Raw genomic sequence first — 20,163 nt, forward strand, 5'->3', positions numbered from 1 at the left:
CACGGAGCGAGGGGGGGGGGACCACAGACCGGAGCCCCCCCCCCCCCCCCCCCCCCCCCCCCCCCCCCGCCCCTTTGCGCGAGCGCTCGGCTCACCGTTTTCCGTTTTCCGTTTCCGTCAGCGGAAGGCCAAGGTGGCGGTGACCGTCTGGCTGGCCGGACAGAGGAAGCCGCCCGACATCAGTGCCGCGGTGGCGGTCGCCGAGTAGTTGCGGGTGGTGCCGCTGCGCTGTGCGGTCAGGTTCACGGCCTTGTAGCGGCAGGTGACGCCGATGACCGTGACCGAGACGTCCAGGGCGTCGGCGGTGGCGGTGCCCGCCGCGTCGTTGAAGGTCAGCGCGGGGTTGTTGTTGAGCTTCGCGCTGATTCCGGAGCAACTCAGGTTGCCGCCGGGGGTGTTGATGGTGTTGCGGTCCACCGTGAGGGCGTTGGGCGCGGTGTTGCTGGTGACGCCGTTGGTCCAGCTGCAGGACTTGTCGCCCGCTCCGATGGTGCCGTCGACCTTGCCCTGGGCGGCGCTGGCCGGGCCGGTCGCGAGTGCGGCCACGGTCAGCGCGCCCACGAGCACGCCGACGGCCTTGTGGGGGGTGTTGAGACGGGGCATTGGGGATTACCTCCGCGTTCGCGCCGGTCCATTACCGGCGGTAACGAGAAAATAGGCATGGCCATGTCACAGGTCAACCCCTCTGACGGAGCTTCAGAAACCGCCGCCGGGCCCCGTTGCACGGGCAATGCGGCGACAGACCGAGGGCCCGGCCTGACGGTGATCGTCCGGCCGGGCCCTCGTACGTCCGCGTGAACCCGCGTACGTGCTACTGACCAGTACCCGCCCCGGTGAAGTAGTTGTGCAGTCCGGGGACGGTCAGCGTGCCGCCGAACTGGCCCGCCTGGGTCACCTTCGCCTTGGTGAACATGGCGATGGGAACGTTAAGCGGCGGCGGGGTCTGAGGGCTGAAGGTCACCGGGATGAGGCCGAAGAGGTTCCCCTTCAGCTCCTCCGTGTACATGGTGACCGTGCCCTGACGGAGCGTCGAGGTGGACCCCTTGCTCGCCTGGACGTGACCGGTGGTGCCGTTGGGTCCGACGGTGGTCTGGTGCAGGTCCTTGATGTCCGTTTCCTTGGCGGTGAACTTCAGGACCTTCTTGATCTTCCCGCCCGCGGTGCGCACCTCCACGATGCCCTCGTAGTTGAGGCCGCGCAGGGTGAGCATCGACGTTTCCAGGGTCCACGGGTCGTCCGGCAGGTCCGGGATGCCCGGCTCCAGCTTGGCGTCCGCGAGTGCCTTGGGGTCGGCGGTGGGACAGGGGAAGGGGATCGTGCCGTCGGCGTTCGGTACGAGGTCGGGCTTGCCGTCGCCGTCCTGGTCGAGGTCCGCGACCTTGATGCCCAGCTTCTCGGCGGCCTCGCGGATCTGCTGCTCGGTCTTGGCCGCTGCCTTCTCGGCCTTCTCCTCGGCCTCTTCGGCCGCCTTGTCAAGCTTGTCCTTGGCGGCCTTGTCGGCCTTGGCGGCCTTGTCGGCCTTGGCGGCCGCCTCGGCGTCGTCGGCCTTCGCGTCGTCCTTGGCGTCACCGGCCTTGGCGCCGTCGGCCTTGTCGGCCGCGGGTGCCTTCGCCGGATCGGCGGGCTTGTCGGCCGGGGCGTCCGCCTTCGGCGTCTCCTTCGGGGCCGGGGCCGAAGTGGTCGGCGCCGGGGTCGCCGGGGCCTCCTCCTTCTTGCCGCCGAGGCCCTCGAAGAAGTCCTTGATCTTGGGTCCGACACCCAGCGGGTCGAGCGGGTTCCTGCTCTCCGTCTCGGAGGGGGTGGGCGTCGGGGCGGGGGCCGGGTTCCCGGCGGGCTTCTCGGCCGCCGGGCCGGCGCCGTCCGCCTTGTCCGGCGTACCGGCCTCACCGGAGGGCTCGGTGGCACCCGGGGACGGGGTCGCGTCCGGCTTCGTACCGTCGGCGGCGTCGTCCTCGGCCTCGTCCTTCGCCTTGCCGGCGTCGTCCTTGGCCTTGTCCTGGTCCGCCTTGTCCTTGGCCTCGTCCTTGTCCGCCTCGTCCTTGTCCGGCTTGCCGTCGCCGTCCTCGTCGACCGCGTCCGGCGCGGTCACGCAGGGGCCGGGGGCGAACGGGTTCGACGGTTCGTCGGCGGCCATCGCCAGCTTCGGCGTGAGGCTCATCCCGACGAACACCGCCGTCGGCATCGCCGCGAGGGCCAGGGCCTTGCCCGCCGGCATGTGGAGCTTGGTCAGCAGCGACTTCCTGGGGGCCGCGTGGCGCGGCCCGCTTCTACCGCGCGCCTCCTCTCCCCCACCCACGGATTCCTGGGCCTCGTCACCCCGCACTGTTCCTCCCGCCATCGGCGTCGACAGTTGTGTCGGTCGTGTTCGTGTCCGGGCCGGTCCCCGGCCCCTCGCTCTTCGAGAGGTTCGTCGTCTTCGCCGGCGCCCAGGCGATGGACATCGCACCGCCCAGCAGCGCGAACAGGAAGCCGACCAGGAATCCGCCGATGTTCGACACCGGAATGGACACCAGCGCCAGCAGGATCGCCGCCACCCCGGCGAAGATCCGCACGATGGAGTGGAACCACATCGTGAGGCCCAGCGTGATCAGCAGGACCCCGATGATCAGCGATCCGGCACCCGCCGTGGTCGCCATGGTGAGCGTGAGCGCGCCCATCTTGAGGTCGTTGTACGGGAAATACATGATCGGGACGCCACCGATGATGGTGAAGAGTCCCGCCCAGAACGGCCGGACGCCTCGCCATGCGCGAAAGCGCAGCCGCCAGTAGTGGAAATCGCGGCTCTGGCTCGGAACCGAGGTCTCGGCGCTCATGAAAACAGCTCCCTGGAACCGGTGTTGCTGTGCAGAAGAAGAGGGAGGGAGTGCGGGCGGGACGCCGCCGGGACCTTGCTAGGACCCGCTGGAGTGCCCCGCCCGCGAGGGAGTGCTTAGTAGCACTCCTTGACGCCCTTGTGCAGGCGCAGGCTCAGACCGCTGAGCTTGAAGGTGCCCGCCGAGGTCGCCCAGGCGCGCTGCTTCACCTTGGTCAGCACGGCCTTGTCGGCCTGCTGGGCGAAGCCGAAGGGGTTGGCCTTCGTGCCCTTCTGGATGCCGGGGCCCTTGGTCGCCTTGCCCGCCGCGACACCGATGTCGATGTTCGTGAACTCCGCGTCGGCGTCGAGGTCTGCGACGTCGAGGTAGATGTTCTCGGCGTGCACCGGGGTGGCGCCCGTACCGGCCTTCAGCATCAGGCTGACGCTGCCGAAGATCGGGACGTCCGGCGTGACGACCGACTGGCACATGTTCGTGATGTCGGCGGTCTTGAAGCCGGAGACCGCGACCGGGTGAGCGGCCGGGTTCCCCTTCAGGTCGGTGCCCTCGGCGATGCTGCCGTACTGCACGAAGCCGGTGCCGTCCAGCCTGTCGGCCGTGACCTTGAAGTCCTGGCCGGAGACGCTGAACGAAGCCGCCAGCGCACCCTGGGCCATGGCCACGCCTATCGCCGCGGTCGCGGCCACGCTCGGCACCATCACGACCGCGAAGCGACGCCATCTGGTTCCACCGCGTACTGCTGAGCTCATGTACTTTCCTCCTTCTCGGACGTACATCTCCGGATGCGGGCAAAGGCCCGTCCTGGGATGGGAGAAGTGCTACGTCCTCGGAGTACGAGCGCCCGCGTCGGATCGTCAGGCGCGAGCCATGTCCGAATCACCGGCGATCACCCCCGAGCGACAACCACTGGCCACGCGTTCGCGCAACCTGCTGGACAGGCCCCGCCGATGAAAGCGGAGACCCCCCTGTCCAGAGCCGGCACCACTGCTGCCGGCCCGCCCGGTGGGGACCCTGGTGCCCGCAGCCCGACCGGCTTGTCAGGTGTGGGTAAAGGACCGAGCGTGGCCGATCGTGGTGCATTCACGGGCTCGGCACAAGGGGGTTCGTTACTCGCTAGTAACGGGGGGATAACCGAAGGACCGCTGCCCGGTCTCGCAGGGTCGCGGACGGCTGCGCGGGGTAACGCGGAAAAGCGGGTGATTGCCGCAAGAAGGCGGACAGAAGGGCGAGTTCGCTTTACTGCGAGTAACAGCGGCCGCGATTACCAAGTTTTGGTAAAGCGCGGCCGCGTTTTGTCACTCTGTCGCCAAATCATCGCGAGGTGGGGCGGGGTGGAACTCAGATGCGGAATGCCCCGGCGGCCCTCAGAAGAGCACCCGCGCGAGCGCCGTACGGGCCGCGCTCACCCGGGGGTCGTCGGCGCCGACGACCTCGAAGAACTCCAGGAGCCGGAGCCTGACCTTGTCGCGGTCGTCCCCGAAGGTGACGCGCACCGTGTCGACGAGCCGGGAGAAGGCGTCCTCGACATGGCCGCCCGCGAGGTCCAGCTCGGCGGCGGCGATCTGCGCGGCCGGGTCGGCCGGCTTCTCGGCCGCGTCCTTGCGGGTCTGCTGCGGGTCCAACTTGGTGACCTTGGCGAGGAGTTCGGCCTGTACGAGACCGGTCCTCGCGTCCGGGTTCGCCGGGTCGTCCACGAGGACGTTCTTGTACGCCTGGACGGCGCCGGCGAAGTCATCGGCGTTCAGCGCGTCCATCGCCGCGTCGAGCAGCGCGTCGTACGGGCCGACCGGTGCCGCGGTCTCGGCGGGCGCGTCCCCCTCGGCGACCTGCACCCCGGTCAGCCCGAAGCGCTCCTCGCCGACCTGGATCAGCTGGTCGAGGGTCTCGCGGATCTGCTGCTCGGGGGCGACGCCCTGGAAGAGCGGCAGGGCCTGGCCCGCGACGACGGCGAAGACGGCCGGGATGCCCTGGATCTGGAACTGCTGCGCCAGCGACGGGGCCGTCTCGGCCTCGACCCGGCCGAGGACGAAGCGTCCCCGGTACTCCTGCGCGAGGCTCTCCATCGTCCTGACGAGCTGCTCGCTCTGCTCGGAGCGCCGCGACCAGAAGGCCACGACGACCGGCACCTCGGAGGCCAGCTGGAGGGCGGTGGTCTCGAAGCCGGCCTCGTCGACGTCGAACACGAGGTTCGAGGCGGGTACGGCTGCGGTGCCGCCCTGCCGGGCGGCTTCGGCGCGCGCTGCTTCCGCTTTCTGCTTGGCCTCGTTGGCCGCTTTCACCGCGGCGAGGTCTACGACGCCGCTCATGGACATGTTCCTAGGCTGCATGCGTACATCCTCCCCCCTCGGCGGCCGGTTCAGAAAAGCCGTGACTGTACTGCGGTACTGCTGCCGTACTACTCCCGCCGGACGGCTTCGCACGGTATTGATGAGGGGCGCCGGGTCCCCACCTGGCGCCAGTGGTTGTCGCTCGGCCCGGCCGTGGTTCCGGACGGGCTTTCGCTACAGGTCGTAGCGTAACTCGAAGGCCTCCGCGCGTGCACGGTGATCTCCCTCACGATCATTCCCGGCCTCTTGCGAGGGGCGTGCGGAACCGGACCTACTCGCCGGTATGGTCTCCGGCATGTCCACCCCCGCCACTCCCCACCAACCCCGCACCGGCCGCCCCCGCAGCCTCACCGCCGACGCCGCGATCCTGGCGGCGACCCGGGACGCGCTGGTGGATCTGGGCTGGTCGAAGCTGACGATGGGGGACGTGGCACAGCGGGCCGGGGTGGCCAAGACGACGCTCTACCGGCGCTGGGCGAACAAGAACGAGCTGGTCGTCGACGCGGTCGCGGTCCTCTTCGACGAGCTCGAACTCCCGGACCGGGGCAGCCTGCTTCAGGACGTGCAGGGCGTGGTCCTGCAGTTCGCGGCGCTCCTGGAGCGGCCGGAGACCAAGACGGCGCTGATGGCGGTGGTCGCGGAGTCCACCCGGGACGTGGCGCTGCGGGAGCGGATCCGCTCGGCGATCGTGGACCGGCAGAAGCGCCTGGTGCTGCTGGGCCGGGAACGCGCGCAGGCCCGCGGGGAGCTGCCGTACGAGGAGTCCCCCGCACAGGCCGCCCGCAACGCGGACCTGATCTTCGACGTGATCGCCGGTGCCGTCGTCCACCGGGCGCTGGTGAGTGCGGAACCGGTGGACGAGGCGTGGGCGCAGAGCTTCACGCTGCTGCTGGTGAGCGGCCTGGGCGGAATCCCGCCGAGGCCGTAACGGAGAGGCCTCAGACCTGGTAGCGGTCCGGGGCGAAGAGGTGCACGTTCTCCGCGACCCACTCGCTGGTCCGCTTCAGCCCGTCCTCCAGGGACATCTGCGGCTCCCAGCCCGCCCATTCGCGCGCCCGGGTGTTGTCGGAGAGCAGCCGCTCGACCTCGCTGCCCGAGGGGCGCAGCCGCGCCGGGTCGACGACGATCTCCGCGTCCCGCCCGGAGGCGGCGATCAGCGCGGTGGCCAGCTCGCCGATGGCGATCTCGCGCCCCGTGCCCAGGTTGACGGTCTCGCCGAGCGCCCGGTCGCAGTCCGCCATCGCGAGGAAGCCGCGCGCGGTGTCGGTGACGTAGGTGAAGTCGCGGGTCGGGGTGAGCGAGCCGAGCTTGATCTGCCGCGCCCCGGAGTGGAGCTGGGCCAGGATGGTCGGGATGACGGCGCGGGCGGACTGGCGCGGGCCGTAGGTGTTGAAGGGCCGCACCACCGTCACCGGCAGCTCGAAGGCGTGGTGGAAACTGAGCGCCATCATGTCGGCGCCGATCTTCGACGCGGAGTACGGCGACTGCGGCTGGAGCGGGTGCTGCTCGCTGATCGGGGCGGTCAGGGCGGTCCCGTAGCACTCGCTGGTGGAGGTGTGGACGAGGCGGCGCACGGAGTGCCGGCGGCAGGCCTCGGCGATGTTCTCCGTACCGACGACGTTGGTCTGGACGTACGCGCCGGGCGAGGAGTAGCTGTACGGGATGCCGATGAGGGCGGCGAGGTGGAAGACGGTGTCCATGCCGGCGACGGCGTCGGACACCCGTCCCGCGTCGCGCACGTCGCCGGTGAACATCTCCACCTGCGGGTTGTTCAGGTGGTGCTTCAGGAAGCCCTTCTCGGCGTACGGCTTGTAGTGCACGAAGGCACGGACCTGCGCGCCCTGTTCCACGAGCAGGTCCACCAGCGTCGAGCCGATGAAACCCTCGGCGCCCGTGACGAGGACCTTGCGGCCGTTCCAGTCGATGCGGTTGATCATGCTGTGTGCTCCAATGCGTGCTGTACGTAGGCGAGTTCGGGAAGTCCGGCGAGCCGCAGCACCTGTGCGGCGAGCAGGTCGGCGGCGTGGGCGTGGGTGCTGGGGCCGGCGGCCCGGCCCATCGCGTGCAGCCGTGCGGGGTCGGCCAGGAGGGGTTCCACCAGGGCGGCGAGCCGGTCGGCGGTGGTCTCGCCGTCGGGCAGCAGCTGGGCGGCGCCCGCGTCGGAGAGCACCCGGGCGTTGTGGGTCTGGTGGTCGCCGGGGGCGTGCGGGTAGGGCACGAGCACGGCGGGTACGCCGACGCTCTCCAGCTCCGCGACGGTCGCGGACCCGGCCCGGCAGACGACCAGGTCGGCGGCGGCGTACGCCAGGTCCATCCGGTCGAGGTACTTCACCACCGTGGCGACGGGGTTGGCCCCGATCCGCGCCCGCGTCTCCTCCAGCTTGGCCGGACCGGTCTTGATCAGCAGGTGTACGTCCGGCCGGTCGCGCCACCGCTCCGCGAGCCCGATCGCCGCCTCGGTCAGCCGTACGGCACCCAGGCTGCCCCCGTTGAACAGCACGAGGCGCGCACCGTCCGGCACGCCCAGCGCACGCCGGGCCTCGGCGCGCAGGCCGTCCCGGTCGAGGCGGGCGAGGGAGGCGGCGATCGGCATGCCGACGGTGATCGCGTCCTGGCCGCCCGAGAGGTGGGCCCGGCTGCGGTCGAAGGCGAGGGCGATGTTCGAGGTGAGGCGGGCCGCGAACTGGTTGGCACGGCCGGGGACCGCGTTCGACTCGTGGATGAGGCTGGGCAGCCCGGCCATCTTCGCGCCGACGATGACGGGCGCGCTCGGATAGCCGCCCATTCCGACGGCGACGTGCGCGCCCTGTGCCTTGAGGATCGCGCGGGCCTGCGCACCCGACTTCAGCAGGGCTGCGGGCAGCAGGAATCTCTTCGCGCCCAGCGACGGGTCGAACGGGATCATGTCGACGGTGTGCAGCCGGTATCCGGCGGCGGGTATCAGGTCCGTCTCCAGGCCCCGGGTGGTCCCGACGAAGGAGACGACGGCGTCGGGCACGGCCCGCCGCAGGGCTTCGGCGAGCGCGAGCCCCGGGTAGATGTGGCCCCCGGTGCCGCCCGCTCCGATCACGACTGAGAGTGGTGTGCGCATGGCCGCCACACTCGACGGGATCCCTAAGAGGGTTCTAAGAGCCGTGTTTGGCAGGATTCATCCCATGCCGACCGCACCGCACGCCCCACGGACACCTCAGGTGCCCGCCGCGCCGAGGATCCTCGTCGTCGACGACGAACCGGAGGTGCGGGCCGCCGTCGAGGACGGCCTGACGATCGAGGGGTACGAGGTCCGGGGCGTCGCGGACGGCCTGGCGGCGCTCTCGGAGGTGGCCGCCTGGCAGCCGGACGCACTGGTCCTGGACGTGATGATGCCGGTCCTGGACGGCCTGGCGGTCTGCCGCAGACTGCGCGCCCTGTACGACCGCACCCCCGTCCTGGTCCTGACGGCGCTGGACTCGGTGAGCGAACGCGTCGACGGCCTCGACGCGGGCGCGGACGACTACCTGGTCAAACCCTTCGCCCTGGACGAACTGGTGGCCCGGGTGCGCGCCCTGCTGCGCCGCGCCGCCCCCGCCTCGGACACCGACTCCCCGGACTCCCTCTCCTACGGCGACCTCACCCTGGACCCGCTGACCCGGACCGGCAGCCGGGCGGGCCGCCCCCTGGAGTTCAGCCGCACGGAATCCGCCCTCCTGGAGCTCCTGCTGCGCCACCCGGGCCAGGTCCTCCCCCGCGAGACCATCCTCGAACTGGTCTGGGGCCGCGACTTCGGCCCTGACTCCAACTCCCTCGCGGTGTACGTGGGTTACCTGCGCCGCAAGCTGGAGGCCGCGGGCGAACCCCGCCTCGTCCACACGGTCCACGGCGTGGGCTACCGCCTGGAGGAAGCGTGACCGGGCGCCGCGCACAGGGGTACTCCGCGTGAGCGGCGGGCGGCGCAGACGCGCCCTCGGGGCCCGCTGGCGGCGGCACCGCCCGCTGCGCACCCGGCTCGCGGTGGCCACGTCCGCCGCTGTCGCACTGGTCGCGATCGGCGTGTGCACGGCCGCGTACTTCGTGATCCGGTACGAGATGTACCACCAGCTCGACCTCAACCTCACCCAGTCCGCGACCCGCATCATCCAGGCCGACCGCAACCCGCAGACCGGTGTGCTCGCGGGTGAGTGCCGCTATCTGTCCGCGCCCGCCTGTGCCCAGGTCGTACCGGCGGATCCGGCGAAGGACCCCCGCGAGGAGTACGTGCTGCCCGTGACGGCGCCGGTGCGCGAGGTGGCGGACGGGCGGCGCATCCCGTACTTCTCCAACTTCACCTACGAGGGCCATCCGGCCCGGCTCGCGGTCACGCCGATCGGCAAGGGCCGCGCCCTGGAGCTCGCGCTGCGCGCCGACTCGGTGGAGCGGGGCATCCGGCAGGCCGCGCTGCTGCTCTCGGCGGTGGGCGCGGCCGGGGTACTGCTGGCCGCCGCGCTCGGGTACTGGGTGTCGCGCACCGGTCTCGCCCCGGTCGCCCGGCTGACCGCGACCGCCGAGCGCATCGCCGCCACCCGCGATCCCCGGCACCGCATCGAGCTGCCCAGCGGTCCGCCGGGCCGCGAGGACGAGGTGACCCGGCTGGCCGCCAGCTTCAACACCATGCTGGGCGAGCTGGAGCAGTCCGTCTCCGCCCAGCGCCGGCTGGTCGCCGACGCCTCCCACGAGCTGCGCACCCCGCTCACCGCCCTGCGCACCAACGCCGAGCTCCTCGCCAGGGCCGACCGTCTCTCCCCCGCCCAGCGCGACCGCGCGTCGGGGGCGCTGTCCCGTCAGCTCCGCGAAGTGACCGGTCTGGTCAACGACCTGATCGAGCTGGCCAGGGACGAGGAGCCGCAGCCACTCCTGGAGGAGGTCAGGCTCTCCGCCCTGGTGGAGCACGCGGTGGCAGCGGCGGCGGCGCACTGGCCCTCGACGCCCTTCCCGCTGGAAGTGGCCCCCGACGCGGCCCCGGTCACCCTCCCCGGGGTTCCCGCCAGGCTGACCCGCCTCCTGACGAACCTGCTCGACAACGCGGCGAAGTTCAGCCCTTCCGGAGCCCCGGTGGAGACCGAACTGCTGCTGTCGGGCGGCGGGCTGGAGCTGACCGTACGGGACCACGGCCCCGGTATCGCGCCGCAGGACCTGCCGTACGTCTTCGACCGCTTCTACCGGGCCGAGGCGGCCCGCGCACTCCCGGGCTCGGGCCTCGGACTGGCGATGGCCCGCCAGATCGCCCGCGCGCACGGGGCGGAGCTCACGGCGGAACGGGCGCCGGGGGGCGGGGCGTTGTTCCGTATGCGGTTCGGGGGCGGGGCGGGCGGCTGACCGGAACGGCCCGGCCGCCCGTTTCCGTCGGCGCTTCTGTCAAGCGTCAACAGCAGTACCGCACCCGGGAATTCCCGTTTCCGGTGTGACTCTTGCCCGCCTCCACAGGCCTTCTCCCCGGCCCCGCCGTACCCCGATACTCCGTTGCGGCCTCCACCCGGAGCCCAGTGCACGCGACCCCGACCCGAAGGACCCGCATTGCTGGAGAGCACGAACGCCCCTGCCGCGACCCTGCCCGCAGCCGGGGCAGGAACCTGGACACTCGGCGGTGACCTCACCGTCAACCGGCTCGGCTACGGCACCATGCGCCTGCCCCAGTACGGCACCGCACTCGACGTCGGCTCCGCCCCGCGCGACCGCGACCAGGCCCTCGCCCTGCTCCACCGCGCGGTGGAGCTCGGCGTGAACCACTTCGACACCGCCGCCTTCTACTTCTCCTCGGCTCACTCCGCGGGCGAACTGCTCCGCGACGCCTTCTCCCCGTACGCCGACGACCTGGTCATCACCACGAAGGTGTGGCCGGCCCGCACCCCGGCCGGCGACTGGTGGTACGCCGAGCCGCACCAGCTCCGCGACCAGGTCGAGGAGAACCTCCGCCAGCTGGGCCGCGACCACCTCGACGTGGTGAACCTCCGCATCCCGCGCAGCAGGAGCACCGGTTCGATCGCCGAGCACTTCGGCGCGCTCGCCGAGCTCCGTACCGAGGGCCTCATCCGCCACCTCGGCCTCTCCAACGTCACCGCCGCCCACCTCGCCGAGGCCAGGACGATCGCCCCGGTGGTCTGCGTCCAGAACCTGTACGGCCTGGGCGCCTCCGCCGAGGACACCGCGCTGCTGCGCTCCTGCGGCGAACAGGGCATCGCGTTCGTGCCCTTCTACGCCATCGCGGGCGCCGGGCGGGAGACCGGTGCGACGGGCGCCGAGGACGCCAAGGTCACCGAGGTCGCGCGGGCGCACGACGTCTCGCCCGCCCAGGTCCGGCTGGCCTGGACCCTGCAACAGGGCCCGCACGTACTGGCCATCCCCGGCACCGGCGACCCGGCCCACCTGGCCGCCAACGTGGCCGCCGCCTCACTGCGCCTGACCGCGGAGGAACTGGCCCTGCTGGGCTAGTCAGGGCGCCTGTGCCTGGGGGCCTCACTGCCAAGGGGAGTCGGCACGGGCCGCGTTGGCGATCATCCGGCGCAGCACCTTGAGCGCCGCGACGTACTCCTCGTCGCTGACCCCCTCGTGCACCCGCGCCCGCAACCCGTTCACCAGCTGCTTGATCTCCGCCTTGCCCGCACGGCCCGCGTCCGTGAGCGACAGCCGTTGCGTACCCGCGTCGGCGGCGATCCAGCCCCGGTGCAGGAGCTGGTCGACGACGCGGGGGATGTCGTACGGACTCTCGGCGACGTCCGCGAGCGCCGCGGCCACCTCCGCACGGGTGCCGGACGCCCCCTCGACCCGGTTCAGCACCCACCACTGCGGCTGGGTGACGTCGAGGCGCGCCATCTCGTCGCGCAGCAGGTTCTTCACGGCGACGCTCGCCACCCCGGTCCAGTAGGCGACGGGCTGGGAGGCGAGGTCGGCGTCGGCGGCCAGCGGGTCGGCCGAGGCCTGGACGGTGGGGGCGGCGGGGGTGGCGGGAGTCGTGTCTGTGGTGGTCATGGGGACGAAGCTATGACCTCAACCAGGGTTGAGGTCAACAGCCCGCCGCCACAAGGGGATTCAGGCCGGAATCAGAACCCCGGCGGCTCCGTGTAGACCCCCCATTCGTCCCTCAGTACGCCGCAGATCTCGCCCAGCGACGCCTCTGCCCGTACCGCGTCCAGCATCGGTTCGATCATGTTGGAGCCGTCCCGGGCGGCGGCCAGCATCGCGTCCAGCGAGGCCCGGACCTTCTCGTCGTCCCGGCGCGACTTGCGCTCGGTGAGCACGCGTACCTGCTCGGTCTCGACCTCGTGGCTGACCCGCAGGATCTCCAGATCGCCGGTGACCGAGCCGGTCGCGGTGTTCACGCCGACGACCTTCTTGTCGCCCTTCTCCAGGGAACGCTGGTACTGGAAGGCGGACTCGGCGATCTCGCCGGTGAACCAGCCGTCCTCGATGCCGCGCAGGATGCCCGAGGTGATCGGTCCGATCGGGTGCTGCCCGTCCGGGTGGGCGCGCAGTCCGCGCTCCTTGATCTGCTCGAAGATCTTCTCGGCGTCGGCCTCGATGCGGTCGGTGAGCTGCTCCACGTACCAGGAACCGCCCAGCGGGTCGGCCACGTTGGCCACACCCGTCTCCTCCATCAGCACCTGCTGCGTGCGCAGCGCGATCTCGGCGGCCTGCTCGCTGGGCAGGGCGAGGGTCTCGTCGAGGGCGTTGGTGTGCAGGGAGTTGGTGCCGCCGAGGACGGCGGACAGGGCCTCGACCGCCGTGCGGACGACGTTGTTGTACGGCTGCTGGGCGGTCAGGGAGACGCCCGCGGTCTGGGTGTGGAAGCGGAGCCACTGCGCCTTGTCGGTCTTCGCCCCGTACACCTCCTTCATCCAGCGGGCCCAGATCCGGCGCGCGGCGCGGAACTTGGCGATCTCCTCGAAGAAGTCCAGGTGCGCGTCGAAGAAGAAGGAGAGGCCGGGGGCGAAGACGTCGACGTCGAGCCCGCGGGACAGGCCCAGCTCCACGTACCCGAATCCGTCGGCGAGGGTGTACGCCAGTTCCTGCGCGGCCGTCGCACCGGCCTCGCGGATGTGGTAGCCGGAGACCGAGAGCGGCTTGTACGCGGGGATGCCCGCCGCGCAGTGCTCCATCAGGTCGCCGATCAGGCGCAGGTGCGGCTCCGGCTGGAAGAGCCACTCCTTCTGCGCGATGTACTCCTTGAAGATGTCGGTCTGGAGCGTGCCGTTGAGTACGGCGGGGTCGACGCCCTGCCGCTCGGCGGCCACCAGGTACATGCAGAAGACGGGCACGGCGGGCCCGCTGATCGTCATCGAGGTCGTGACGTCACCGAGCGGGATGTCCTTGAACAGGATCTCCATGTCGGCGGCCGAGTCGATGGCGACACCGCAGTGCCCGACCTCGCCGAGCGAGCGCGGCTCGTCGGAGTCGCGGCCCATCAGGGTGGGCATGTCGAAGGCGACGGAGAGCCCGCCGCCGCCGGCCGCCAGGATCATCTTGTAGCGCTCGTTGGTCTGCTCGGCGTTGCCGAAGCCGGCGAACTGGCGGATGGTCCAGGTCCGGCCCCGGTACCCGGTGGCGTGCAGGCCGCGGGTGTAGGGGTACTCACCCGGCCAGCCGATGCGCTCGAAGCCCTCGTACGTGTCGCCGGGGCGTGGACCGTAGACCGGCTCGACCTCGTCCCCGGACAGCGTGCTGAAGTCCGCGTCGCGCTTGCGGGCCTTGTCGTACCTGGCCTGCCAGCGCTGGCGGCCCTCTTCGATCCGATCGGCGTCCATGACTCCAATTTACTAGGACGTCCTAGTAAATGTCGATGGACAACCGCCGTACGAATCCGTACGGCGGGGGTCGTGCCGGTCACTCACGCCCGGGCGGCGACCGGACCCTCGTCCTTGACCAGCGGCTCGACCTCGCGGACGACCTTGCGCTCCACGAAGAAGGCGGCGGTCGGAATGGTTCCGGCGATCAGCACCCAGAGCTGCTTCTTCACCGGCCACTTCGCCTTGGACCCCAGGTCGAAGGCGAAGACCAGGTACAGGACGTACAGCCAGCCGTGGGCGATGCCGACGACGGTGGTGAAGCCCGCCGCACTGTCCATGCCGAAAAGACGCTTGGCGATGAAACCGCCGGTCAGCAGGATCAGCAGGACGCCGGTGACGTAGGCCATCACGCGGTAGCGGGTCAGCACGCTTCGTTTCATGCCGTCGAGCCTAACCGGACGTACGGGGCGATCTTGAGGCGGCCCGTACGGTTCCGGTCACCCCGCCCGCTACGCCTCGTCGAAGTCCTTCGCGGCCACCCGCAGCGGCCGCAGCATCGCGAAGATCTCCGCGCACTCCTCGGCGTCGTACGCCCCGAGTCCGAACTCCATGGCCATCAGGTCGCGGGTGGCGTTCTCCACGACCTCGCGCCCCTTGTCGGTGATGGAGGCGAGCGTGCCGCGCCCGTCGTTGGGGTTCGGCCGCTTGTCGACGAGACCGGACTTCACCAGCCGGTCGACGGTGTTGGTCACCGAGGTCGGGTGGACCATCAGCCGCTCGCCGATCTTCGACATGGGCAGCTCGCCGGCCTTGGAGAAGGTGAGCAGCACCAGAGCCTCGTACCGCGCGAAGGTCAGCCCGTACGGCTTGACGACGGCGTCGACCTCGCCCAGCAGGATCTGGTGGGCGCGCATGATCGAGGTGATCGCCCCCATCGAGGGCACGGGGCCCCAGCGCTGCTGCCAGAGCTCGTCGGCGCGGGCGATGGGATCGAAGGGAAGGCTGAGCGGCTTCGGCACAGGGCGACCCTACCCGTCGGTCATATGGCGGTCAGCCCTGTCTCGCCGATCGGTATACGGCCCGAGTCGCGGCCCGGGTCGCAGCGCCGCATCAGATGTCTGCTATGTCACGATTGGGCGTCCCGTGTCCGCCAGTCAGCAGTCGTCCCGAGGGGGCTGGATGTCCGGCCGAAGGAACTTCCCGGCGCGTACGTCGCACGCGCTCGCGCACGCACTCGCGCTCGCCGCCCTGCTGACCGTCGCGGCGGGCTGCGGCTCCGGATCCGGCGCGGGATCCGGTTCCGGTTCCGCGGACCCCGTCGAGAAGCAGCAGGCCCCGGAGTCCGCCGGGCCGCCCGTCAACACCTCCCCCTTCTGGGTCGACCCCGATTCCAGTGCGGCGCGGCAGGCCAGGGAGTGGGCGGCGCAGGGGCGTACCGACGACGCCGCGGAGATCCGGAAGATCGCCGACCGGCCGATCGCCGACTGGCCCGCCGGGGACAACCCGGTCCCGGACGTCCGCCGGGTCACCGCGGGCGCCGCGAAGGAGGGCCGGACCGCCGTCCTGGTCGCGTACAACATCCCGCACCGCGACTGCGGCCAGCACAGCGCGGGCGGCGCCGCCGACGCCGACGCCTACCGCAGATGGCTCGACGCGTTCGCCGGGGCCATCGGCAACGCCCCCGCCACCGTCGTCCTGGAGCCGGACGCCGTGCCGCACATCGTCGACGGCTGCACCCCCGCCGAGGCGCACGCCGAGCGCAACGCCCTGCTCACCGGAGCGATCGAGCGGCTGAAGCGGCAGCCGCGCACCAAGGTGTACCTGGACGCGGGGAACCCGGCCTGGATCGACGACCCGGGCAAGCTGGTGGACCCGCTGAAGCGGGCCGGTGTCGACAAGGCCGACGGGTTCTCGCTGAACGTCTCGAACTTCCAGCGCGACGCCGCGGTCCGGGCGTACGGCGCCAAGCTGGCCGGGCTGCTCGGCGGCGCCCACTACGTCGTCGACTCCAGCAGGAACGGCGCGGGCCCGCTGCCCGGGACCCGCGCCGACGCCTGGTGCAATCCGACCGGCCGCGCCCTGGGCACCCCGCCCACCGACCGGACCGGGGACCCGCTGCTCGACGCGTACCTGTGGATCAAGCGCCCCGGCGACTCGGACGGCGAGTGCCGGGGCGGTCCTTCGGCGGGTACGTGGTGGCCGGACTACGCGCTGGGGCTGGCCCGCAAGTCGCGCTGAGCGGCCGTACGCCTCACCTGTTCCGCGGTCCACCCGTTCCGCGGTCCACCTCTTCCTCGGTCACCTGGATCCACTTCGCCTCGGACGGCACGCCCTCCTTGTCCGTGACGAAGAGCATGTACCAGCCGGCCGGGACCAGCGTGCGGTCGTCCGGCACGGTCACCGTGATGCCGCCGCCCCTGGGGTCCTTCTTCAGGCCCAGTTCGATCGAGCGCTGCTCGACGTCGGTGGTGTGGGTGACCGCGCTCGGCCGCATCAGCCGTGCCTTGACGATCCGGTCCGCGTCCTTGGTCCGGAAGGTGGCCCGCTCGTCGTCGAAGGCGGCCGGGCCGCTGTCCAGCACCGGGCGGTCCTTGCCCTTGTGCAGATAGGGCGGGGTGAAGATCTCCACCCGCTGCTCGAAGGTGCCCAGCTTGGTGTTGTCCTCGTCGCCGTAGAGCGGGTCGGAGCCGAAGGTGGCGACCCGGCCGTCGGGCAGGAGGAGCGCCTCGGAGTGGTAGTTGCGGCCGACCGTGGGCTCGGCCGCGTCCTTGAAGGCGTTGGACTTCGGGTCGTAGAACTGGGCGGCCAGGATGTCACTGGCGCCCCTGCCCCGGTAGTCCCTGGAGCCGCCGCTGGTGAAGACGGAGTCGTCGGGCATCAGGACGGAGGAGAGGTAGCGGGTGCCCTGGGCGAGCTGCGGTCCGGTCCTGAAGGCCGGGTTGTCGGCCTTCAGGTCGGCGATGGCAGTACGGGTGGTGGCCTTCTCGGACTCGCCGACGCCGCCGCCGCCCAGCACCATCACCTTCTGGTCCTGCGCGGGCGGCAGCAGCACGGAGGCGGAGGTCTCCAGCTGGTCGGTGTCGGTCAGACCGCCGACCTTGCTGAACTTGTTGGTCTCCACGTCCCACATGCCCGGCTCGCGGCCCTTCTCGGCGGGGCCGTAGCCCGCGTTGGAGCCGGAGTAGAAGAGCTTGCCGCCCTTGGTGAGGAAGAGGGCGGGGTAGGTGGGGAAGTAGCGGAAGGGGCCCTTGCCCCACTTCTTGGTCCTGGGGTCGTAGATCTCGTTGTCGCCGGGGACCACGTCGCCGACGTCGTTGAGGCCGGAGGCGGCCAGTACCCGGCCGTCCTCCAGGGTGGTCAGGGTCGGGTACCAGCGGGCGTCCTTCATGGGGGCGACCGGGACGTACTTCTCGGCCTTGGGGTCGAACTCGTACGCCGCCTTGATGCCCTGGAAGTCCTGCTTCTCGGTGGTGATCTTCTGGGCGAGGCCGTAGACGTTGTCGGCGTCGTCCTCGTCGAGACCGACGACCTCGTACTGCGCGGCCTGGGTGGTGAGCGCGCTCGCGCCGGGCTTGACGGCCTCGACGAACACCCGCGACTCGGCGGCCGTCACCTTGGTCTCCCAGGGCTTCATCTGGCCGGAGGCGAAGTAGCCGATCTTGAAGTCGCGCTTGGCCCTGGGGACGGTGACGTCGAACTTCGACACGTACTCGACGCCCGACGGGGAGCGGAACCGCGTGCCCTTCTTGAGGGTGATGGCCTTGTCCGGCGACTCGTTCTTGACCCGCATACCGCCGCCGGCCCGGGTGACCTTGCCGTCGAGCACCTCGTAGCGGGCGGTGCCGCCGGCCACCAGGAGCTGTCCGTCGGGGAGCTGGGCGTGCCCGGCGCAGAAGAAGTCCTCGGGGGTGGGGATCTTCTTGAAGGTGTTCTTCTTCGGGTCCCACAGCACGCTCTCGAAGGTGCCGGAGTCGAACTTCTTCTGGTCGTTGCCGGAGCCCGCGATGAGCAGCACCTTGCCGGAGTGCAGCAGGGCGGCGTGAATGGCGTTGAGCTGGTAGTCACCGGGGACGTCGAGCATCTCCCAGGAGCCGAACTCGGCCTTGTAGCCGGGCTGGTCGATCTTGTACGCGTGGTACTTGTCCTGCGCGAAGTCCAGTGCGGCGGGCGCGTTGAGGCCGACGAGGAGGACGACCGCGCCGCCGCCGAGGAGGGTGTTGCGCAGCTTCCTGGGCGGCTTGCCGGCCCGGTCCTTCGCGGTACCGGCGCCGTTCTCGCCGTCCCCGCCTGCACCTGCGCCTGCCTGGCCGCCGGGCTTGCCGCCGGGCTTGTCCGGCGGGCCTGACTTGCCCGGCTTCGGCCTGCTGGTCGGGCGGAACCCCATGTCACTTCCCTCCGGTGGTGGTGGCGCTCGCGGTGGCGGTCGCCGGGGTCGCTGTCGCTGTCGCCGGGGTCGCCGGCGTACTGATCGCGGTCTCCGGGCCGACGTCGACGTGGGTACGGGCCGGCTCCGCGGACTGTGCGCCCGCCCGGCGCTCGGCGGACCTGCTCCACAGCCAGATCGACACCGGGGCGAGCGTGATGACCAGCGCCAGTACGGCCCAGGTGCGCATCGCCGCGTGGGTGTGGCCGTAGTGCACCGACGCCCACAGCGAGGCGATCAGCACGACCGCCCAGAAGAAGTGGATACGGAAGGTCAGCAGCCGGTCGGGGCTGGCCTGGCCGCCCTTGGGCGTGACCACGAACTTGCCGCGCCTGCCGACCACGGCCGCACCCAGCGACTTGAGGTAGATCGGCGCGCAGATCGCGGACATCGCCATCCCGGCCAGTCCGCCGGAGCCCTCGGGCTCGTGCGGGGAGACGTTGTGGCGGCGGTTCCACAGGTACAGGCAGATCTGGAGGGCGACGGCGTCGCTGTAGAGCATCAGCCACACCGAGGTGGAGACCTGGGTGCCGGACGCGCCGAACCACAGGAAGAGCACGCAGCTCAGGATGCCCAGCAGCCAGTTGACCGCCGTCATGGGGTAGTACACGAGCATCAGGCCGTAGTTGAGGAGCCGCCCCGGCGGCACCCGGAAGGGCGCCTTCCAGAACTGCTTGAAGACCGTCTCGTACGTACCCCTTGACCAGCGCATCTGCTGGGTGAAGAAGTCCGTCCAGGACGCCGGGCCCTCGCCGACCGCGAGCACGTCGGGGGTGTAGACCGAGCGCCAGAAGCGGCCGGTGCGCGGGTTCCTGCGGCGGTGCAGCTCGAAGCCGGTCGCCATGTCCTCGGTGATCGAGTCGTACAGCCCGCCGACCTGGGTGAGGGCGCTGACCCGCACCACGTTGTTGGTCCCCACGAACATCGGCGCGCGGTACCGGTTCCCGGCCCGCTGGATGAGGGCGTGGAAGAGGTACTGCTGCGATTCGGCGGCCTTGGTGACGGCCGCGGTGTAGTTGCCGTACACCTGCGGGCCGACGACGAAGGCGACGTCCGGGTCGCGGAGGTAGCCGAGCATCCGCTCCAGGTAGTTGGGCAGCGGGATGTGGTCGGTGTCGACGGAGGCGAAGTAGTCGTAGGAGCCGCCGTGCATGGCCAGCCAGGCGTTGTAGTTGCCGTGCTTGGTCTTCGCGCGGTGCACGCCCTTCTTCTGGTTCCAGTCGGGGATGCCCTTGCGGGTGAAGTGCCGTACGCCCAGCTCGGCGCAGAGCGCCTTGGCGGCGGCGTCGTCGCCCTCGTCGAGCAGCCACACGTCCAGCGGCCCGTCGTGCCGCACCTTGACGGCGCCTTCGAGGGTGGCGCGGACCATCCCGAGGGGTTCCTTGCCCGGGACGTACGTCGTCAGGAACGCGACCCGCGTCCCCTTCTCGGCGGTCACCGGTACCGGGTCGCGGGCGACCAGCGTGGCGTGCGCGATCGACGTCACGTTGACCAGCATGAAGAACATGATGAAAGCGATCGAGCCGAGCATCACGTGGTCGGCGCGCACCAGCCAGGGGTCGGCGTTCTCCCGCTCGGTCCAGTGCGTGGGCCAGATCAGATACGCGAGCAGCACCGCCGAGAGGGCGGGCGCGAGCAGCATCAGGAGGACGGCTCGTATTCGGTGGGGCTCCTTCGAGAGCAGGCTCGTGTACTGGACCGTGTAGGGGCCACTCCCCGGGTCCGTCAGCGGCCCGGCCAGGCGGCTGTGCTTCTCGTAGTCGTAGCCCTCCGGCAACACACTGCCTCCAAGCGGGTCTCGCGAGGCCCATACCTCACGAAACCAACAAAAGGTCAGATGTCGGGGCGTGTCGACTCATGAAGGG

At 70.8% G+C, this 20,163-nt stretch carries 18 protein-coding genes; 5 read left to right on the forward strand and 13 right to left on the reverse strand.

All coding sequences use genetic code 11. The annotated features are described in order from the left end of the window. Positions 1-117: 117 nt before the first annotated feature. From ACZ5PB_RS32845 to ACZ5PB_RS32865, 5 genes are all read right to left on the reverse strand, one after another. Positions 118-603, reverse strand: a complete 486-nt coding sequence (locus tag ACZ5PB_RS32845; protein ID WP_468696251.1) for a hypothetical protein — start codon at positions 601-603, stop codon at positions 118-120. Positions 604-811: 208 nt separating this feature from the next. Continuing rightward, positions 812-2,323, reverse strand: a complete 1,512-nt coding sequence (locus tag ACZ5PB_RS32850; RefSeq protein ID WP_468696252.1) for a hypothetical protein — start codon at positions 2,321-2,323, stop codon at positions 812-814. After that, on the reverse strand, positions 2,313-2,813 hold the full coding sequence (locus ACZ5PB_RS32855) for a DUF6114 domain-containing protein (protein ID WP_468696254.1): 501 nt from the start codon (positions 2,811-2,813) through the stop codon (positions 2,313-2,315). Before ACZ5PB_RS32855 ends, ACZ5PB_RS32850 begins: the two co-directional genes overlap by 11 nt. A gap of 116 nt (positions 2,814-2,929) precedes the next feature. Continuing rightward, complete coding sequence (locus ACZ5PB_RS32860; protein ID WP_468696256.1) at positions 2,930-3,562, reverse strand: DUF6230 family protein; 633 nt, start codon at positions 3,560-3,562, stop codon at positions 2,930-2,932. A gap of 615 nt (positions 3,563-4,177) precedes the next feature. Continuing rightward, a complete protein-coding gene (locus tag ACZ5PB_RS32865) occupies positions 4,178-5,140 on the reverse strand; it encodes a co-chaperone YbbN (protein WP_468696257.1) in 963 nt (320 codons plus the stop codon). 283 nt (positions 5,141-5,423) lie between these two features. On the opposite strand from ACZ5PB_RS32865, the gene ACZ5PB_RS32870 reads away from it, so the two are divergent. Beyond that, entirely contained in the window at positions 5,424-6,068 is a 645-nt protein-coding gene (locus ACZ5PB_RS32870; protein WP_468696258.1) for a TetR/AcrR family transcriptional regulator, read from the forward strand. 10 nt (positions 6,069-6,078) lie between these two features. Here ACZ5PB_RS32870 and ACZ5PB_RS32875 read toward each other — a convergent pair whose 3' ends face one another. Together ACZ5PB_RS32875 and ACZ5PB_RS32880 are read right to left on the reverse strand one after the other, a co-directional pair. Further along, positions 6,079-7,077 carry a GDP-mannose 4,6-dehydratase gene (locus ACZ5PB_RS32875; protein WP_468696259.1) on the reverse strand — a complete coding sequence of 333 codons (999 nt, stop codon included), beginning with the start codon at positions 7,075-7,077 and terminating at the stop codon, positions 6,079-6,081. Continuing rightward, a complete protein-coding gene (locus ACZ5PB_RS32880; RefSeq protein ID WP_468696261.1) occupies positions 7,074-8,231 on the reverse strand; it encodes a UDP-N-acetylglucosamine--N-acetylmuramyl-(pentapeptide) pyrophosphoryl-undecaprenol N-acetylglucosamine transferase in 1,158 nt (385 codons plus the stop codon). The genes ACZ5PB_RS32875 and ACZ5PB_RS32880 overlap by 4 nt, the downstream gene beginning before the upstream one ends. Before the next feature lie 64 nt (positions 8,232-8,295). On the opposite strand from ACZ5PB_RS32880, the gene ACZ5PB_RS32885 reads away from it, so the two are divergent. The 3 genes from ACZ5PB_RS32885 to ACZ5PB_RS32895 all read left to right on the forward strand — a co-directional run bounded on the left by ACZ5PB_RS32885 (position 8,296) and on the right by ACZ5PB_RS32895 (position 11,584). Further along, entirely contained in the window at positions 8,296-9,027 is a 732-nt protein-coding gene (locus tag ACZ5PB_RS32885; protein ID WP_468696263.1) for a response regulator transcription factor, read from the forward strand. A 28-nt stretch (positions 9,028-9,055) separates the two neighbouring features. After that, positions 9,056-10,471 carry a HAMP domain-containing sensor histidine kinase gene (locus ACZ5PB_RS32890; RefSeq protein WP_468696264.1) on the forward strand — a complete coding sequence of 472 codons (1,416 nt, stop codon included), beginning with the start codon at positions 9,056-9,058 and terminating at the stop codon, positions 10,469-10,471. Between the two features lie 198 nt (positions 10,472-10,669). Further along, a complete protein-coding gene (locus ACZ5PB_RS32895; protein ID WP_468696266.1) occupies positions 10,670-11,584 on the forward strand; it encodes an aldo/keto reductase in 915 nt (304 codons plus the stop codon). A gap of 24 nt (positions 11,585-11,608) precedes the next feature. Here ACZ5PB_RS32895 and ACZ5PB_RS32900 read toward each other — a convergent pair whose 3' ends face one another. The 4 genes from ACZ5PB_RS32900 to ACZ5PB_RS32915 all read right to left on the reverse strand — a co-directional run bounded on the left by ACZ5PB_RS32900 (position 11,609) and on the right by ACZ5PB_RS32915 (position 14,894). Beyond that, the gene (locus ACZ5PB_RS32900; protein ID WP_468696268.1) at positions 11,609-12,121 is read right to left on the reverse strand and encodes a MarR family winged helix-turn-helix transcriptional regulator; all 513 of its coding nucleotides are present in this window, start codon (positions 12,119-12,121) and stop codon (positions 11,609-11,611) included. Between the two features lie 71 nt (positions 12,122-12,192). Further along, positions 12,193-13,893 (reverse strand): acyl-CoA mutase large subunit family protein, encoded by a 1,701-nt coding sequence (locus ACZ5PB_RS32905; RefSeq protein WP_468696270.1) that lies wholly within the window; start codon positions 13,891-13,893, stop codon positions 12,193-12,195. An 83-nt stretch (positions 13,894-13,976) separates the two neighbouring features. Next, positions 13,977-14,315: a DUF3817 domain-containing protein gene (locus tag ACZ5PB_RS32910; protein ID WP_468696272.1), complete on the reverse strand. Its 339-nt coding sequence runs from the start codon at positions 14,313-14,315 to the stop codon at positions 13,977-13,979. 69 nt (positions 14,316-14,384) lie between these two features. Next, positions 14,385-14,894, reverse strand: a complete 510-nt coding sequence (locus ACZ5PB_RS32915) for a MarR family winged helix-turn-helix transcriptional regulator (RefSeq protein ID WP_468696273.1) — start codon at positions 14,892-14,894, stop codon at positions 14,385-14,387. Positions 14,895-15,054: 160 nt separating this feature from the next. Between ACZ5PB_RS32915 and ACZ5PB_RS32920 the strand changes: the two genes are divergently transcribed. Next, positions 15,055-16,113, forward strand: coding sequence for a glycoside hydrolase family 6 protein (locus ACZ5PB_RS32920; RefSeq protein ID WP_468696274.1), 1,059 nt, complete (start codon positions 15,055-15,057; stop codon positions 16,111-16,113). Between the two features lie 13 nt (positions 16,114-16,126). Here ACZ5PB_RS32920 and glxA read toward each other — a convergent pair whose 3' ends face one another. Together glxA and ACZ5PB_RS32930 are read right to left on the reverse strand one after the other, a co-directional pair. Then, complete coding sequence (glxA, locus tag ACZ5PB_RS32925; RefSeq protein ID WP_468696275.1) at positions 16,127-18,259, reverse strand: radical copper oxidase GlxA; 2,133 nt, start codon at positions 18,257-18,259, stop codon at positions 16,127-16,129. A 1-nt stretch (position 18,260) separates the two neighbouring features. Then, positions 18,261-20,078 carry a glycosyltransferase family 2 protein gene (locus ACZ5PB_RS32930; RefSeq protein WP_468696276.1) on the reverse strand — a complete coding sequence of 606 codons (1,818 nt, stop codon included), beginning with the start codon at positions 20,076-20,078 and terminating at the stop codon, positions 18,261-18,263. Positions 20,079-20,163: the final 85 nt, after the last annotated feature.

This window comes from Streptomyces sp. NPDC032721 (assembly GCF_055579625.1).

Excerpts from the sequence above, each read along its gene's own strand:
- glxA (WP_468696275.1), bottom strand. The coding sequence starts at position 18,259 with ATGGGGTTCCGCCCGACCAGCAGGCCGAAGCCGGGCAAGTCAGGCCCG.
- ACZ5PB_RS32910 (WP_468696272.1), bottom strand. The coding sequence starts at position 14,315 with ATGAAACGAAGCGTGCTGACCCGCTACCGCGTGATGGCCTACGTCACC.
- ACZ5PB_RS32845 (WP_468696251.1), bottom strand. The coding sequence starts at position 603 with ATGCCCCGTCTCAACACCCCCCACAAGGCCGTCGGCGTGCTCGTGGGC.
- ACZ5PB_RS32885 (WP_468696263.1), top strand. The coding sequence starts at position 8,296 with ATGCCGACCGCACCGCACGCCCCACGGACACCTCAGGTGCCCGCCGCG.
- ACZ5PB_RS32860 (WP_468696256.1), bottom strand. The coding sequence starts at position 3,562 with ATGAGCTCAGCAGTACGCGGTGGAACCAGATGGCGTCGCTTCGCGGTC.
- ACZ5PB_RS32855 (WP_468696254.1), bottom strand. The coding sequence starts at position 2,813 with ATGAGCGCCGAGACCTCGGTTCCGAGCCAGAGCCGCGATTTCCACTAC.
- ACZ5PB_RS32880 (WP_468696261.1), bottom strand. The coding sequence starts at position 8,231 with ATGCGCACACCACTCTCAGTCGTGATCGGAGCGGGCGGCACCGGGGGC.
- ACZ5PB_RS32900 (WP_468696268.1), bottom strand. The coding sequence starts at position 12,121 with ATGACCACCACAGACACGACTCCCGCCACCCCCGCCGCCCCCACCGTC.
- ACZ5PB_RS32920 (WP_468696274.1), top strand. The coding sequence starts at position 15,055 with ATGTCCGGCCGAAGGAACTTCCCGGCGCGTACGTCGCACGCGCTCGCG.
- ACZ5PB_RS32905 (WP_468696270.1), bottom strand. The coding sequence starts at position 13,893 with ATGGACGCCGATCGGATCGAAGAGGGCCGCCAGCGCTGGCAGGCCAGG.
- ACZ5PB_RS32875 (WP_468696259.1), bottom strand. The coding sequence starts at position 7,077 with ATGATCAACCGCATCGACTGGAACGGCCGCAAGGTCCTCGTCACGGGC.
- ACZ5PB_RS32870 (WP_468696258.1), top strand. The coding sequence starts at position 5,424 with ATGGTCTCCGGCATGTCCACCCCCGCCACTCCCCACCAACCCCGCACC.
- ACZ5PB_RS32865 (WP_468696257.1), bottom strand. The coding sequence starts at position 5,140 with ATGCAGCCTAGGAACATGTCCATGAGCGGCGTCGTAGACCTCGCCGCG.